The sequence below is a fragment of the Amazonocrinis nigriterrae CENA67 genome (assembly GCF_016056305.1).
In the GTDB taxonomy this organism is placed as follows: Bacteria; Cyanobacteriota; Cyanobacteriia; order Cyanobacteriales; family Nostocaceae; genus Amazonocrinis; species Amazonocrinis nigriterrae.
Genome location: NZ_JAECZC010000018.1, coordinates 1 through 14763, shown reverse-complemented (window position 1 = coordinate 14763; position 14763 = coordinate 1). Strand labels below are relative to the sequence as shown.

The following is a 14763-nucleotide window of genomic DNA, read 5'->3' as shown; positions in this document are numbered from 1 at the left end:
CAAGTACATTTACATTTCGTAATATAGTTTTGTTTATTCTTACCGTTTTACTTAGTCTTTATCAATCAAAGTAATTGGTTGTGTCATCGCTGGCGGCGTGATGCGACCAATTACACAAGTATACTGATATCCCAAAGCTTGGAGTGTAGCTAAACAGGGAGTAGCTTGTGCTTCTGGGATGGAAGCTAAAAGACCGCCAGCTGTTTGTGGGTCGAATAATAAAGGATAATTGGGGTGAGATTCAACTTGCAAGCGATTTTGAATTGTTAGTGATGCTTCTAAATTTTCTGGTTGAAGTGAGCTAAAAATCCCTTTTTGTCCTGTTTCGGTTGCCCCTGGTAATATGGGGATGGCTGCAAGTTGTAACTCAACTGCAACGTGAGAAGCTTGCACCATTTCTATTAAGTGTCCCAGCAACCCAAAACCTGTAACATCTGTGCAAGCAGTCGCCCCATGTTGCAACAAACATGTTGCCGCAGCTTGATTTGATAACAACATTGACTCTACAGCATGATCAAGCCAATGACCTTTGGCTAAACCACGCATTTGGGCAGCAAATAAAATTCCAGTTCCCACTGCTTTGGTTAAAATTAATACTTGTCCTGGTTGCATTCCACTTTTACGTAATAGCTTGTCGGGATAAGCTAAACCGTTGCAAGCCAAGCCAAATGCTAGTTCGGTTCCTTCAGTTGTGTGTCCACCAATTAGCGGTGCTTGTGCTTGGTTGAGGACTTTGACAGCACCAGATAATAATTGATAGAGAGTTTCTTCAACTTTGGCGGGCGCTGCGTAGGGAATGGTAGCGATCGCTAGTACACTAGTAGGAGTTGCCCCCATGGCAAAAATATCGCTTAAGCAATGATTAGCGCTAATTTGCCCAAATATATACGGATCATTAATTAAAGTGCGAAAATAATCAATTGTTTGCACCAGCAATTGCCCTTTCGGTATTTCTATCACCGCCGCATCATCTGGCGCATCCAAACCAATAATGATATCTTCTCTATCTTTGGCAATTGGTTGTTCTTGCTGAATGCGAGATAGCACTCTTTCTAAAATCGTACCACCCACTTTAGAACCACAGCCAGCGCAACGGAATGGGGAGTCGGGAGTCGGGAGTCGGGAGTCGGGAGTCGGGAATTTCTCCCTTATGTCCCTCATCTGTGGTAAGTTATCAAATTTCTCCATGAAGCGGCGGTCAATCCAATCTTTCCAACGCCACAATAATTGGTGGGGTGGTAGGGTGAAAGAACCGCGTGTAGCGATCGCTTTTTTGTCTCCTGTACCAATTAAACTTAAATATTGTTGCTGTGGTCTGTATAATTTGAGCGATTTACCTAATAAAAAGCGTTGCAAGTTCTCAAACAAGGGTTTACCTTGTCGCACAGCAAACACGCCAGCTTTGGGACGAGGATGATTTACCATTGTGGCAATGTCACCCGCTGCAAATATTTCTGGATGACTTTGAGATTGTAAGGTGTCCTTTACTAAAATAAAGCCTTGTTCATCTGTTGCTAATCCTGCCGTTTTCAACCACTGCGGTGTAGATGCTTGGGTCACCCAAAAAATTTTTTGACACTCTATTATCAAGCCAGATTCACATTTAATTTCTAATCTTTCTTGATATTTTGGTACAATTTTACACACTGATTCACTCAAATGTAAATTGATACTACGCTTCGTTAAAATTTGCTTAATTAAATGCTGTACTGACTGATGATAACGAGGCAACAGTTTCTGATCACGTTGGAATAAATGAATTGCCAAATTTGTAGTTGATTGTTGATTTTGGCGCAAAATCTCATGTAAATGAGTTTGCATCGAGAGTGCCAATTCCACACCACCAGCGCCGCCACCTACAATTCCAATGCTAAGCTGTTCTTGGGTATTGTGAGCTACCCTTTCCAGCAGTTGATACCAATGTTTTAATAGTTTCGGTACTGGTTTAGCTGCGATCGCATATTCTGCTGCACCTGGTATAGATATGGTGGCGGGAGTACTACCAATATCAACAGACAGCACATCAAAATGGACGTTAGGACGATTAGCACAAATTATTTTGTGGTTTTTTAAATCCAAACCAACTACTTCGTCAATATATAACTGTGCTTGAGCAAAATTCGCCAATTTTCGTAAATCAATGTGGCATTCTTCGTGGCTGTAAAATCCTGCAATGTGTCCTGGAAGCATCCCAGAGTATGGTGTATCTGAACTTGGAGTAATCAGAGTTAACCGTACTCCAGGTAAAGGTTGCATCCCAAACATTCTTAGTACAATTGCATGGCTGTGACCGCCACCAATTAGCACTACATCTTTAACTATTGGCTGGGAAAATTGCTGCATTGATCAACCTGGCTGTTCATGTTAGATAGAAAAGAGTGTAAAAGAAAACAATTGAAAATTAAAAATCTAAAAAAATATTTTGCCATTGTTTGGTATTATTTCCCAGCTTGTACTGAATATTGTTGGTTATATTCAGCATTTACTATAGTTATTATTTATTGAAGCTATAGTAATATTTCATTGCTTGTGAGACTTAAATAATCCTTAAAATTACTAATGGCAAACTATGTAAAACCATAGAAAATAGCATACACCAGTCAATCGTCCCAAATCTTGTTAGTTATGTTGTCAGTCATTATCAATGCTTACTACTCAGCGAAAAAGCAATTAACATTAAATCAAGCGCCATTTATCAATATCATATCCGGGATAATTTTTCAGCAAGAAAAATTGCAAGCTTCTTCATATAAAGCACTCAAAGAATGTTTAAGAATAGCAATAGAACATTTGAATAACCCAAAAATTGAGCATCGGCTGGCGGCAATCTATGATTTAGAGCAATTTGCTCATAATTATCCACAACATCACTGGAAAATCATGGAAATCCTTGCTAATTTTGTGCGAAATAATACTCCTGACATGAGTCAAGAGGAGTACAAAAGCCAGCCATCACTCACAATTTGTACAGATATTCAAGTAGCCCTTACTGTTATTGGTAGAAGAGATGCCCACAAAGACTTAGAAAATGAACAACTAGATTTGAGCCATACTGATTTAAGGGGAGCAAATTTGCATGAGGCTAACTTAGAACTGTCAAACCTTTACCAAGTTAATCTTTCTGGGGCTAACCTTACAGGAGCAAACTTTTCAGGGGCAATTCTCAGTGCAGCCAACCTTAGCGGCGCTAACCTTGCAGGAGCAAACTTTTCAGGGGCAATTCTCAGTGCAGCCAATCTCAGCGGCGCTAACCTTGCTGGTGCTAAGCTCTGTAGAGCAAACTTATATTTAGCTAATCTGTGTGGGGCAAATCTTGATGATGCCATACTAGAAGGCGCAAATTTGCGCGAGGCTAAATTATCTACTTTGTAATTCGTAATTCGTAATTAAGAAAGTCAGATTTGATCTGGCTTTTGACACATGGCTACTTGCAAACAGGGTGCGACTTTACCATGAGCGATCGCATCATTACATGATTTAACTAGCACATAATCTTATTAATTACTATAACATTTGATACCATTTTCTCACAAAATGGCAGATTAACTAATGCTGAGGAGACATATTCAAATTTGTAACAAAGTGCTATACTTATGTTTCCAAACCTATAAGTAATAATTCTGTGTAGTGAGGAATATTACTGCTATGTCTGCTAATAAGACAGACAAATTCCCACGTTTGTTAATAGTTATAACAGTTATATTTGCTGTCGTACTGACTCTGATTGTTTTCATATCATCCAACACCAAAGGATTATCAATTACGCAACAGATGCAGTATAAAAATCAAGCATTCATAGCTAGTGCCATAGTTTTTTTAGGATTGGCAGTAATGGCGAATGCTTATTATGTAGCAAAGCGTACGGAAGCTATGCAGAAAAATGCTTTAGCTGAGATTCTCCATTGGCGGCTAGCTGCCGAAAAAAAAATTGAAATGAGTCTGGAAAATGCCAAACTCAATCAAGACAGGCTGGTGACAGAACGCTTGATGGCAGCAATTACTCAGCTGGGACATGAGAGAATTGAAATCCGCACAAGCGCAATTTATGTTTTAGAAAGAATCGCTCAGGATTTTCCACAAGAACACTGGACAATCATGGAAATCCTCACAGCTTTTGTGCGAGAAAATGCTCCTGTTCGTGAACAAGCACAACACAGGGAAGAAGATTTATTACCAAAATATTTGAATAAACAAAGAAGCAAAGAGCGACTGACGCAACTGCCAGAAATTAACATACATGAACCATCCCCAAAAATTCGCAGGGATATTCAAGCAGCTTTGACTGCGATCGGACGGCGGAATACTCTAATAGAACAGGAAAATCAGAAACTCGATTTACGTAATACAGACATGATGCGAGTAGACTTGTTGGGAGCCAACCTCCAACGGGTAGACTTGCGTGGTTGCGATCTCAGCGGTGCAGATTTGCGTAGCTGTGACCTTAGTGGTGCAGACCTGGAAGGTGCTAGACTCATTGGGACGATTCTTTATGAAGCCAAATTGGTAAAAGCAAATTTGCGAGGAACGAAACTTTGTTGGGCAAATTTGAATCGAGCCAACTTGAGTTGGGCAACTCTGCGGGGTGCTAACTTGTTTGCAGCAAGTCTGCGTGGTGCCAACTTGCAAGGGGCAAACCTTTACAAAGCCAACTTGCAACAAGCGACTTTGAAAGTTGCTAACTTATCTGGAGCAAAGCTATTTTTAGCCAACTTGCAAGGAGCAAAACTAGCTAAAGCCAACTTGCATTTTTCTGGTTTAATTGGTGCAAACCTGACTGGGGCAAATTTAAATGCTGCTGATTTGACTGGAGCAAATTTGAATGCTGCTAAACTACATCATACAGAAGTGTTTTTCGCCAACTTGACAGAAGCCAGCTTTACCGAAGCCGACTTACATAAAGCAAATTTGATGGGAGCTAATTTGCATCGGGCAGTTTTCTATGATGCTGACCTTTCCAGGGCTAACTTAATAGGAGCAAACTTTAGTGATGCCAATCTCCGTGATGTCAAACTTGAAGGTGCAGTTTTGACAGGAGCGAAAAATCTAGAATTACAACAGATTAAAATGGCACTTGGCGATCGCACTACTCGCCTTCCTGATTATATCGAAGCACCAACCCATTGGCGGCAGTCTAGTTAAGTGACAGCAGCATCTATAAGAATTGACCTCTCCCCCAACCGCTCTCCGACGCAAAGAGGGGAGCCAGATTCCTCCCCCTTCCCTCGTGAGTGTTGGGGGCCGGGGGGTTAGGTCTATTGACAACAAGCTTTAGAAATACGCATCAAAACCTGATCAAGTTCCTGTCTCACCTCTTCATTTTTAATCCGCAATAACCGTAATCCCCTAGCTGACAAAACTTTGTCACGTTCTGCATCATATTCAGCTTGTTGTTGATGAATTTTTCCATCCACTTCTATCACTAATCCAGCTGCGTGACAGTAGAAATCTGCAATAAACCCATCAATAATTTGCTGACGGCGAAAGTGTAAACCATGCAAGTGATTAGTACGAAGATGTTGCCAAAGTATTTTTTCTTCTGGTGTCATTTGGCGACGAAGTTCTTTAGCACGTTCCAATTTTATCGAGTTTATTTTTTGCCCAACGATGATATTACAATTTCCTTCCTCTTCCCGTGGTGAGGGTTGGCATGGTGTTGGATTATTCATGTGTAAAGTATGAAGGCTTGTGTTGATTCATACATTATGGCTGACCTCTCCCCCAACCCCTCTCCGACGCGGAGAGGGGAGTCAGATTTCTCACCCTTCCCTCGTGAGTGTTGGGGGTTGGGGGGTTAGGTCTGTGTGTTAGATGGGAGCGATCGCAGCACTATTGCAAATACAATTTTTAGTCTGTTGGAACACTTCGAGTTAAAATTTTCATCACTTTGCCTGGTTCAGAAGCAGGTAAAAGAGGACTCCACTCGTTAATCTCAGCAAAACCCATTTTATAGAGCGTTTGAATTGTATTGGTGACTGTCTGGCGCGAACCGATGACGAGGAAACTAACGGGTTCTCTATCTGGATCTGTTTGCACCGAAGGTAAAGAACTTTTGTTCATTAGAGTTGACCTAGATTTTCACTAAAAACTATGTTCGTAATTACGAACATAATTAACTCTATCATATTGTTCGTAATTACAAACATTTACTTGGGTATAAGCCTCTGACAAAATCGGAGGCATGACACAAGCAGGAAAAGCCCTCAAACGAGTACTAAAAATTTATGGCATCACCCAAAATCGATTGGCTGTAGTTATGGGAGTCAATCGTTCCAGTGTTTTTGGCTGGGTGAATGAAATTGCAGATCCGCCAGGTGATACGGTGGTGAAAATTCGCAAGGCGCTTCAAGAAATTGAGCCTGCTGCGGCTCTTGAGTTTGTCAGGCTGTTCTGGGGAGATTTGGAAGATGAGGAATAATTTGTTTTGTGAGTGTGAGGGTGCGATCGCTTCACTTATCACTTATCGTAATTGGTTAAACTCTTCCTCCGTAATCCCCAACTGCTTAATAATTTCATAAAATAACCAATTACCAATTTCAGCATTGCCATGAATAGGAATTGTAGTGGCTCGTCCATCTGAATGCTGCCAACGTGCATGACTGCCTTTCTGTCGTACTTTTTCAAAACCGAGTTTCCGTGCCACCCGTTCTAATTCACTGGCTTTAGCTGGCATTTGCAATTACCAGTTCAACATCTTCAGGTAGAGAACGACCTTGTTCTTCGTACTCTTCTTGAATCATTTCAAAAACATAGACAAGTTCAGTACGGGCTTCATCTGGCGTTTGTCCCCAAGCATGACAACCAGGAATAGCCGGAACATAGGCGACAAAAGTACCATTGTCATCGGGACGGATCACAGTGGTGTAATCTTGCAGATAAATCATAGGACTCAATTATAACAACCAATACCTAGTGCATGGGATTGTATTTTAATAAATTATCTGCTACAGAAATCCTTTCCCGTGCCACTTGTTATGAATTTACCTAGACAATTGGAACACATTTAAGGTGGCGATCTGCTTTCGAGAAAGTCTGACTTATACTTTTTCTTGTTTTTCAGCAATTTTGATACTCTGAATTTTTTATACTTTAGTTAATTAATAATTTAAGTTAATGATAAATTAATTATTTTTTCTTAATTGTTCCGCTTTTTATTTTTTGTACTTAGTGCCTCCTCAGTAACGCCTAACTGGCTTAGAATTTGATGTAACAGCCAACCTCCAATCTCGGAATTACCATGAACAGGTATGGTAGTTGAACGCCCATCTTGATGTTTCCAAAAAGCATGACTACCTTTGTGTCGTGCTTTGTAAAAGCCAAGTTGGAGAGCAAGATTCTCTAGTTCACTAACTTTAACACTCATGCCTTAACCTCAGAATATTTGTATATTTCGGCGGCACGAAGTGTTTGCTTCTGTAGCAGATTATTTATTTGTCTAGGTTCAGGTATTCTCTATTATAAACAGCTTTTGTGACAATTGTTGTAATTTAAGTAAATTCACAAAGGTTATTGTTTACTTATTTGTATAAAATTATTTTTTATTATCAATAGTGAGTTTATTAATCAGCTTATGGATGAAGTAGTAAGAAAGGTTGCAGCTTTAGGCTTACCAGGAGTATTACTTGTAGTAACTATGGCGGCTACAGGACTTGCAGGAGGTGCTGCAATCACAACAGCTTTGGCTGCTCTTGGTGGGCCTTTTGGAATGATAGGTGGTATTGCGGCTCTCGGTATTGCTGGATTAGTAGCAGATGCTATAGGTAAATATGGTATCGATGGTCTTTTAATAGGAATATATACAGAGCGAAGGAAAAACGAGTCAAGAGCCAACTTATGTAACGAAATTAACAATTTACCTATTTCTAGTGATTTGAAGCGTAAGCTCAGGGATGCTCTCGGTTGTAATGATACTACTTGTGTATAATTATTAATCTTGACTTCCAAGCTTATAAGCTACCTAAAAATTTGAAGCCTGCTCAGGCAGGCTTTTTGATATAACCCCAGACTTTTGCCTATGGCTATATTATGGCAATTTTTATCACCTCGACGCCGTAGCCATACCCAAAAATAAACTTATTACAAAAGCCTTTCTTTTAAGATTTTTCTTTGCGCCTTTGCGCCTTTGCGTGAGGTAAAAAATTATTTAAAAACACAAATTCATGTAATTCTTCAATAGAAATTGGAGATTTATAAATATTAGTTTCAGATTCATAAACAACTTCAAAAGACTCAATAGCTTCCTTTAGTTTAGTAATAGCATCTTCTGGAAGAATACCCTGTCCTACAATTCCATTTTCTAAACACAAAGCAACCCAATAACCAGCACTTTGCTTGAGTACTACTGTGTAAAAGTCCATTAGTGTTCACCTATCGAAATTATGGTGTCAGTTGAATATTAAGAGTTTCTTCTAAACTAAAAGGACATTCATTAGGAAAAAAATTTAATTCAATACCTGTTTCATCAGATGCTTTAAGACGAGCTTTTTGATAACAATCTTCAAATACTTCTGTAATTAACGGTTGTAAACTAGGGCTATCTTCTAATAGTGCTTCAATACAGATGCGTTGTTCAGTAATGGTACTGCACCAACTTTCGCTTCGTTTTTCTGGCTGATATTGCCATTCCAGTAAGTGCATTAATAACACAATTAAACGGCTTTTTAATTCCCGTTTTTCACTCCTACCCATGCTTTCAACTTCTTCAATTAAATTAGGTAAATCTATTTCATTAAATTTATGTTCCTTTAACTTCTGGGCAATTGTTTGTGTCCATAAATAAAAGTCTTGATCATAGAGATTTTGGCTAGTGACAGATGGAGCATTCATATACTTTAAGATAGTTACTATATAAATTTTACAACCGTATTTTTTTAAGCTGTGGCAAACTCAGTATATTTCCTCACCTCTGGCGGCTGAAAAGCCAACACAATATCACTACCAGGAACGCCTAACCGCATTAACTCAGTTGCTATCCCCTCCTCAGTCCAATCTTCTTCAATATAAATCTTGTTATTCTTAATACGAATATAGACAGAAATTCCTTTAACTCTTTTTCCTTGTTTCCAACCAATATTAAACCAGAGGTATTGGTGTCTTTCATCATCAAACATTAATTCTTCATCTACATCATCATCAGGAACTTGTGCAGAAATTTCTTGATACTCTGTTAAAATTTGCTTGATGATATTTTGATAGTGAATTATCTTATCCATCGTAATTGTCCAGCCATCTTTAATTAGAGCTTGTTTAACAGCATCATGGTATATATCTTTTGCTGGCATTTTTACCCAAACGATAAAAATTAGGTGGGCATTAAACCCACCCTCATCAAACTATACCAACAAAGCCTGCTCCTCTTTAGAAATTACGCGCCCTTCATCCTCAAAACCGACGATTTGATCAAAGTTCAAATAGCGATACAAATTATCGGCAAAAGGATCAATTTTCTTTGCCACAATATCCAGATATTCCTGTACTGTGGGAATGCGCCCCAACAATGCACAAACTGCGGCTAATTCTGCTGAACCAAGATATACTCTTGCACCTTTACCCATGCGATTATTAAAGTTGCGGGTAGAGGTAGAAAATACTGTTGTGTTATCAGCAACTCGCGCCTGATTTCCCATGCATAAACTGCATCCTGGCATTTCTGTTCTAGCACCCGCACCGCCAAAAATAGCATACACACCTTCTTCTTTTAATTGGTGTTCATCCATGCGGGTTGGTGGTGCTATCCACAGACGAGTTTTCACCTCACCGGCACCTTCCAAAACTTTGGCTGTTGCCCGATAATGACCGATATTCGTCATACAAGAACCAACGAATACTTCTTGCACCGGATCATTAGCAACTTCCGATAATAATTTCACATTATCGGGGTCATTGGGAGCCGCCACAATTGGTTCTTTGATTTCGTTCAAATCAATTTCAATGATTTCTGCATACTCCGCATCTGCATCTGCTTCTAGTAACACGGGGTTTGCTAACCATTCTTCCATCTTGGCGATCCGCCGTAAGATAGTACGGGCATCACTATAACCCCGTGCTATCATGTTCTTCAACAGCGCTACATTGGAACGCAGATATTCCGAAATTGTCTCTACACTCAGTTTAATAGTAGAACCTGCACAAGAACGTTCCGCTGTAGCATCGGCGAGTTCAAAGGCTTGTTCGACTTTTAAATCTGGCAAACCTTCAATTTCTAAAATTCGTCCAGAGAAGACATTTTTCTTGTTCTGCTTTTCTACCGTCAGCAAACCTTTTTGAATGGCTACGTAGGGAATGGCGTTGACGATATCGCGTAAAGTTACACCTGGTTGCAATTCACCTTGGAAGCGTACCAAAACTGATTCTGGCATATCCAAAGGCATCACACCCAAAGCCGCCGCAAACGCTACTAACCCAGAACCGGCGGGGAAGGAAATTCCCAAGGGGAAGCGGGTGTGAGAGTCGCCGCCTGTTCCTACGGTGTCTGGTAACAGCATTCTGTTCAGCCATGAGTGGATGATACCATCACCAGGACGCAGGGCAACACCACCACGTTGGGCAAAAAAGTCTGGTAGTTCGTGATGGGTTTTGATGTCTACAGGTTTGGGATATGCAGCGGTGTGACAGAAACTCTGCATCACCAAGTCTGCACTGAAACCAAGACAAGCGAGTTCTTTCAACTCGTCGCGGGTCATGGGGCCTGTGGTATCCTGAGAACCAACGGTGGTCATGATGGGTTCACAAGATGTGCCAGGACGCACACCAGCTAAGCCACAAGCTTTACCAACCATCTTCTGTGCTAAGGTGTAGCCTTTGCCTGTATCGTTTGGTTGTTGGGGACGGATAAAGACGGTGCTTGGTGGTAAATCGAGTGCTTGGCGGGTTTTGTCGGTGAGGGTACGTCCGATAAGTAAGGGGATGCGTCCACCTGCGCGGACTTCATCGAGGATAGTATCGGGTTTGAGGCTGAAGGTGGAAATAACTTCGCCAGCTTCGTTTGTGATTGTACCTTTGTAAGGATAGATGGTGATCACCATACCAGTTTCTAGCTTGGTGACATCACATTGAATAGGCAAAGCACCCGCATCTTCAGCAGTGTTGAAAAAGATGGGAGCGATCGCACCACCTAAAATATACCCCCCAGCGCGTTTGTTGGGTACAAAGGGTATATCATTTCCCATGTGCCACAACACTGAGTTAATGGCAGATTTCCGCGAGGAACCAGTGCCAACTACATCCCCTACGTAAGCAACAGGATGTCCTTTTTTCTTCAACTCAGCAATAACTTCCAAGCTTCCCGGTTGTCTACTTTCCAGCATCGCTAAGGCGTGCAGAGGAATATCCGGGCGAGTGGTAGCCTGAGTAGCAGGGGATAAGTCATCGGTGTTGGTTTCGCCAGGAACTTTAAAAACTGTGACGTTGATATATTCTGGCAGTTGGGGACGAGTAGTAAACCATTCTGCCTCTGCCCAAGAGTCTATCACTTGCTTAGCGAAGGGATTGGTTTTCGATAACTCCAAGACATCGTGAAAGGCATCATACACCAACAAAATTTTACTCAAGGCGGTGGCGGCATATGCTGCTATTGGTTCTTTTCCTTGTCCACCCATTGTCAAAGGTGTTTCGGAAGACTTTGAAGTTGATACATTGGACAATTGCAGCAAGTCAATTAAAGCTTGCACGTTGTAGCCACCCACCATTGTCCCCAGCAATTCTACCGCGTCTATGGGGGAAATTAAAGGACTAGTAACTTCCCCTTTGGCAATGGCAGAAAGAAAACCCGCTTTCACATAAGCTGCTGCATCTACACCAGGGGGCACGCGATCGCGCAATAAATGCAATAATGTAGTTTCCTCACCCGCTGGTGGATTTTTCAGTAGTTCACACAGTTGCGATGTTTGCTTCGCATCTAATGGTAAGGGTGGTATTCCTAATGCTGCTCTCTCGGCAACATGTTGACGGTATGATTCCAACATTCTACACTCCAGGATATTTAGCCAAACATTTGTTAAGTATCTATAATCACTTCCGAATTTTCATGATAATTCACCCTCATAACTCTTTATAGGTAGAATTAACCGGAAGTGAAGTTCCTTACTTTAAGCTTTTGGCTGGCTAGGACTTATAATTACACTGTAAAGCTACTTTTGCCGATAAAGCTATTTGAAAATAATTCTTTTATTTGCATAGGATAATTTGGTTTTACATCGATTTTTCAGATAAAATAATTCATTTGACCGTTGCAACACATCTCTTTCGTATATGCCCCAAACTTACACCGTAGAAATTAACTACCAAGGCGAAACCCATACTTTGCAAGTTCCTGAAAACGAAACCATCTTATCAGTAGCCGAAGCGAACGGTATAGTTTTGCCGGCTTCCTGTCATGCAGGTGTTTGTACAACTTGCGCCGGTCAAATTCTTGAAGGAACTGTAGATCAAAGTGATGGTATGGGCGTGAGTCCAGATTTGCAAAAACAAGGTTATGTATTGCTTTGTGTTGCCTATCCTCGTTCAGATTTGAAAATTGATACCGAAAAGGAAGAAATCGTTTATCAGTTGCAATTTGGCAAAGACAAGTGAAATCATCAAGGGTGAAGGATCAAAACTTCAAGTGTCTAGTTGATAATTGATACTTTATACTTCATCCTGATTCAAGTATTGTAAAACTACTAATCTCAAGGAATTACTGCAATGACTACCCATTTTATTAGCGCTGAAATTGACCTACAAGAAACTCCCACAGAGTTAGAAAAAGCAATTGAAGCAGAGTTGAAAAAACAAGGCGAACCCCTGCGTTGGGCAATTACCTCTGTGGACAGTGAACAGCAAAAAGCTGTTGTAGAAGCAGTTGTAACTAAAGTTGAGAGTTAGGAGTTAGGAGTTAGGAGTTAGGAGTTAGAAAAATTTTAACTCTTCACTCCTAACTTAATATTCAAAGTGCAGTGACTTGTGAATCAACGGCCATATACTACTATTCTAATTGTTCCTACTGGCGTTGGGGCGGCCATTGGCGGATATGCTGGTGATGCAATTCCAGTAGCTAAGGTTTTAGCACAGGTTTGCGATCGCCTGATTACTCACCCCAATGTCCTCAATGGCGCAAGTTTATACTGGAATATCCCTAATGCTTTTTATGTTGAAGGTTACGGGCTTGACAAATTCGCTTCAGGATGCTGGGGTCTGCGTCCGGTTCGTAACAACAAAATAGGTTTACTTTTAGACCAAGGCATTGAACCAGAATTGCAGCTGCGACATTTGCAAGCAGCTGACGCAGCCAGAGCAACTCTGGGCTTGACCATCACAGATTATGTGATTACTGATGCAGCATTAAATGTAGAATTACGCACAGCCCCATCAGGCGCGAGTTGGGGAACAATAGGCAACCCTGATAGTTTGCTGAGGGCTGCTGAAATATTAATTAAAAAAGCGGGGGCAGAAGCGATCGCAGTTGTGGCTCGTTTCCCCGATGATATGGATGAAAAGGCAGTACAAAACTACCGTCAAGGTAAAGGCGTAGATCCCCTAGCGGGTGCGGAAGCGGTAATTAGTCATTTAGTCGTCAGAACCTTTCAAATTCCTTGCGCCCATTCTCCTGCCCTTGCAGCCGCACCCCCAGAACCAAATTTATCTCCCCGCTCCGCTGCTGAAGAATTGGGCTATACTTTTTTACCGTGCGTACTTGTCGGCTTAAGTCGTGCCCCACAATTTATATTAGAGAAAGAGACAGTTAGCTCTTTACCGGATGATATTTGGGCAAATCAAGTAGATAGTGTGATTATACCTGCAACCGCTTGTGGCAGCAGCGCCTTACTCAGTTTAAGCCAGAGGCAATGCCAAATAATCACAGTGAAAGAAAATAAAACTTTAATACAAGTTCCTCCTGAACCCTTGGGGATCAAATCCATACAGGTAAACTCATATTTAGAAGCAGTGGGTGTAATAGCAGCAGATAAAGCGGGTATTAATCCATCTGCTCTGCGTCCTCAATTATCGTCAATAGTCAGGAGTTAGGAGTCAGTTGTCAGTTGTCAGTTGTCAGTTGTATTTATTCTCCCCCACTCCCCACTCCCTACTCCCCACTCCCTACTCTCCATTCCCTAAATAACCGTGGTTGAACAACAAAAACACGAACCAGAAATTCCATACCTAACACGCATCCAAGTACTAGTAGCAATGGGAGCGACAGCAACCATTTTGTGGATAGTCGCCAAACTGTGGTTGTACTTTGGTAATGTTTCCCTATTTAGGTGGCACTGGTATGAAAAAGATTTACTCTTGGGGCTAGCGTTGGGGTTAATTATCACTGCTTTGAGTGGTTTAGCTTATCGCTTGTGCTATCCCTACCGTCAAAGTGCAGATTATTACCTACAACTAGTGTTGAGTCCCTTAGCTTTGCCAGACTTAATTTGGCTGGGGTTGCTACCAGGATTAAGTGAAGAATTGTTATTTCGTGGTGTAATGCTGCCTGCTTTAGGCTTAGATAATGTGGCTGTGATTGTATCGAGTCTTTGCTTTGGCGTTTTGCACCTCAGCGGTTCCCAACAATGGCCTTATGTAATTTGGGCAACTATTATTGGGCTAATACTGGGGTACAGTGCCATCATCAGCGGCAACTTGTTAGTGCCAATTGTCGCTCACATCACGACAAATTGGATTTCTAGCTATTTGTGGAAAATGTCGCAGTTATCGAAAATGAAAAATTAGGGGAGTCAGTTGTCAGTGGTCAGTTGTCAGTTGTTATTCTCCTTCATCTCCCCTGCTCCCCTACTCCCCCGC

Annotated in this window: 18 protein-coding genes; 8 read left to right on the top strand and 10 right to left on the bottom strand. The window is 41.2% G+C overall.

The window, feature by feature from the left end; translation table 11 throughout:
• Positions 1-51: 51 nt before the first annotated feature.
• Positions 52-2343: a selenide, water dikinase SelD gene (gene selD, locus I8748_RS12195; RefSeq protein WP_198124848.1), complete on the bottom strand. Its 2292-nt coding sequence runs from the start codon at positions 2341-2343 to the stop codon at positions 52-54.
• Between the two features lie 282 nt (positions 2344-2625).
• On the opposite strand from selD, the gene I8748_RS12190 reads away from it, so the two are divergent.
• Positions 2626-3372: a pentapeptide repeat-containing protein gene (locus tag I8748_RS12190; RefSeq protein WP_198124847.1), complete on the top strand. Its 747-nt coding sequence runs from the start codon at positions 2626-2628 to the stop codon at positions 3370-3372.
• A gap of 273 nt (positions 3373-3645) precedes the next feature.
• Positions 3646-5139, top strand: a complete 1494-nt coding sequence (locus I8748_RS12185; RefSeq protein ID WP_198124846.1) for a pentapeptide repeat-containing protein — start codon at positions 3646-3648, stop codon at positions 5137-5139.
• A gap of 113 nt (positions 5140-5252) precedes the next feature.
• On the opposite strand, the gene I8748_RS12180 is transcribed toward I8748_RS12185, so the two are convergent.
• Entirely contained in the window at positions 5253-5666 is a 414-nt protein-coding gene (locus tag I8748_RS12180; RefSeq protein ID WP_198124845.1) for an endonuclease domain-containing protein, read from the bottom strand.
• Between the two features lie 178 nt (positions 5667-5844).
• Complete coding sequence (locus tag I8748_RS12175; RefSeq protein ID WP_198124844.1) at positions 5845-6057, bottom strand: hypothetical protein; 213 nt, start codon at positions 6055-6057, stop codon at positions 5845-5847.
• 121 nt (positions 6058-6178) lie between these two features.
• On the opposite strand from I8748_RS12175, the gene I8748_RS12170 reads away from it, so the two are divergent.
• Positions 6179-6415 (top strand): helix-turn-helix domain-containing protein, encoded by a 237-nt coding sequence (locus I8748_RS12170; RefSeq protein ID WP_198124843.1) that lies wholly within the window; start codon positions 6179-6181, stop codon positions 6413-6415.
• Between the two features lie 42 nt (positions 6416-6457).
• On the opposite strand, the gene I8748_RS12165 is transcribed toward I8748_RS12170, so the two are convergent.
• The 3 genes from I8748_RS12165 to I8748_RS12155 form a co-directional block, all read right to left on the bottom strand.
• On the bottom strand, positions 6458-6670 hold the full coding sequence (locus I8748_RS12165; RefSeq protein ID WP_198124842.1) for a type II toxin-antitoxin system HicA family toxin: 213 nt from the start codon (positions 6668-6670) through the stop codon (positions 6458-6460).
• Positions 6660-6881: a type II toxin-antitoxin system HicB family antitoxin gene (locus tag I8748_RS12160; protein ID WP_198124841.1), complete on the bottom strand. Its 222-nt coding sequence runs from the start codon at positions 6879-6881 to the stop codon at positions 6660-6662. The genes I8748_RS12165 and I8748_RS12160 overlap by 11 nt, the downstream gene beginning before the upstream one ends.
• A 251-nt stretch (positions 6882-7132) precedes the next feature.
• Positions 7133-7360 carry a type II toxin-antitoxin system HicA family toxin gene (locus I8748_RS12155; RefSeq protein ID WP_198124840.1) on the bottom strand — a complete coding sequence of 76 codons (228 nt, stop codon included), beginning with the start codon at positions 7358-7360 and terminating at the stop codon, positions 7133-7135.
• A gap of 207 nt (positions 7361-7567) precedes the next feature.
• Here I8748_RS12155 and I8748_RS12150 point away from each other — a divergent pair, with 207 nt between their 5' ends.
• Complete coding sequence (locus tag I8748_RS12150) at positions 7568-7921, top strand: hypothetical protein (protein ID WP_198124839.1); 354 nt, start codon at positions 7568-7570, stop codon at positions 7919-7921.
• A 169-nt stretch (positions 7922-8090) separates the two neighbouring features.
• On the opposite strand, the gene I8748_RS12145 is transcribed toward I8748_RS12150, so the two are convergent.
• The 4 genes from I8748_RS12145 to acnB are packed head-to-tail and all read right to left on the bottom strand — an operon-like array spanning position 8091 to position 11960.
• Positions 8091-8354 carry a type II toxin-antitoxin system HicB family antitoxin gene (locus I8748_RS12145; protein ID WP_198124838.1) on the bottom strand — a complete coding sequence of 88 codons (264 nt, stop codon included), beginning with the start codon at positions 8352-8354 and terminating at the stop codon, positions 8091-8093.
• Between the two features lie 19 nt (positions 8355-8373).
• Positions 8374-8823 carry a DUF29 domain-containing protein gene (locus tag I8748_RS12140; protein ID WP_198124837.1) on the bottom strand — a complete coding sequence of 150 codons (450 nt, stop codon included), beginning with the start codon at positions 8821-8823 and terminating at the stop codon, positions 8374-8376.
• A 44-nt stretch (positions 8824-8867) separates the two neighbouring features.
• The gene (locus I8748_RS12135; protein ID WP_198124836.1) at positions 8868-9278 is read right to left on the bottom strand and encodes a XisI protein; all 411 of its coding nucleotides are present in this window, start codon (positions 9276-9278) and stop codon (positions 8868-8870) included.
• Between the two features lie 51 nt (positions 9279-9329).
• Positions 9330-11960, bottom strand: a complete 2631-nt coding sequence (gene acnB / locus I8748_RS12130) for a bifunctional aconitate hydratase 2/2-methylisocitrate dehydratase (protein ID WP_198124835.1) — start codon at positions 11958-11960, stop codon at positions 9330-9332.
• 286 nt (positions 11961-12246) lie between these two features.
• Here acnB and I8748_RS12125 point away from each other — a divergent pair, with 286 nt between their 5' ends.
• From I8748_RS12125 to I8748_RS12110, 4 genes are all read left to right on the top strand, one after another.
• The gene (locus I8748_RS12125; protein ID WP_096556822.1) at positions 12247-12567 is read left to right on the top strand and encodes a 2Fe-2S iron-sulfur cluster-binding protein; all 321 of its coding nucleotides are present in this window, start codon (positions 12247-12249) and stop codon (positions 12565-12567) included.
• Positions 12568-12678: 111 nt separating this feature from the next.
• Positions 12679-12858, top strand: a complete 180-nt coding sequence (locus I8748_RS12120) for a hypothetical protein (protein ID WP_198124834.1) — start codon at positions 12679-12681, stop codon at positions 12856-12858.
• Between the two features lie 78 nt (positions 12859-12936).
• Positions 12937-13998, top strand: coding sequence for a DUF3326 domain-containing protein (locus I8748_RS12115; protein ID WP_198124833.1), 1062 nt, complete (start codon positions 12937-12939; stop codon positions 13996-13998).
• Positions 13999-14094: 96 nt separating this feature from the next.
• The gene (locus tag I8748_RS12110; RefSeq protein WP_198124832.1) at positions 14095-14691 is read left to right on the top strand and encodes a CPBP family intramembrane glutamic endopeptidase; all 597 of its coding nucleotides are present in this window, start codon (positions 14095-14097) and stop codon (positions 14689-14691) included.
• Positions 14692-14763 lie beyond the last annotated feature (72 nt).

Excerpts from the sequence above, each read along its gene's own strand:
- selD (WP_198124848.1), bottom strand. The coding sequence starts at position 2,343 with ATGCAGCAATTTTCCCAGCCAATAGTTAAAGATGTAGTGCTAATTGGT.
- I8748_RS12190 (WP_198124847.1), top strand. The coding sequence starts at position 2,626 with ATGTTGTCAGTCATTATCAATGCTTACTACTCAGCGAAAAAGCAATTA.
- I8748_RS12185 (WP_198124846.1), top strand. The coding sequence starts at position 3,646 with ATGTCTGCTAATAAGACAGACAAATTCCCACGTTTGTTAATAGTTATA.
- I8748_RS12180 (WP_198124845.1), bottom strand. The coding sequence starts at position 5,666 with ATGAATAATCCAACACCATGCCAACCCTCACCACGGGAAGAGGAAGGA.
- I8748_RS12175 (WP_198124844.1), bottom strand. The coding sequence starts at position 6,057 with ATGAACAAAAGTTCTTTACCTTCGGTGCAAACAGATCCAGATAGAGAA.
- I8748_RS12170 (WP_198124843.1), top strand. The coding sequence starts at position 6,179 with ATGACACAAGCAGGAAAAGCCCTCAAACGAGTACTAAAAATTTATGGC.
- I8748_RS12165 (WP_198124842.1), bottom strand. The coding sequence starts at position 6,670 with ATGCCAGCTAAAGCCAGTGAATTAGAACGGGTGGCACGGAAACTCGGT.
- I8748_RS12160 (WP_198124841.1), bottom strand. The coding sequence starts at position 6,881 with ATGATTTATCTGCAAGATTACACCACTGTGATCCGTCCCGATGACAAT.
- I8748_RS12155 (WP_198124840.1), bottom strand. The coding sequence starts at position 7,360 with ATGAGTGTTAAAGTTAGTGAACTAGAGAATCTTGCTCTCCAACTTGGC.
- I8748_RS12150 (WP_198124839.1), top strand. The coding sequence starts at position 7,568 with ATGGATGAAGTAGTAAGAAAGGTTGCAGCTTTAGGCTTACCAGGAGTA.
- I8748_RS12145 (WP_198124838.1), bottom strand. The coding sequence starts at position 8,354 with ATGGACTTTTACACAGTAGTACTCAAGCAAAGTGCTGGTTATTGGGTT.
- I8748_RS12140 (WP_198124837.1), bottom strand. The coding sequence starts at position 8,823 with ATGAATGCTCCATCTGTCACTAGCCAAAATCTCTATGATCAAGACTTT.
- I8748_RS12135 (WP_198124836.1), bottom strand. The coding sequence starts at position 9,278 with ATGCCAGCAAAAGATATATACCATGATGCTGTTAAACAAGCTCTAATT.
- acnB (WP_198124835.1), bottom strand. The coding sequence starts at position 11,960 with ATGTTGGAATCATACCGTCAACATGTTGCCGAGAGAGCAGCATTAGGA.
- I8748_RS12125 (WP_096556822.1), top strand. The coding sequence starts at position 12,247 with ATGCCCCAAACTTACACCGTAGAAATTAACTACCAAGGCGAAACCCAT.
- I8748_RS12120 (WP_198124834.1), top strand. The coding sequence starts at position 12,679 with ATGACTACCCATTTTATTAGCGCTGAAATTGACCTACAAGAAACTCCC.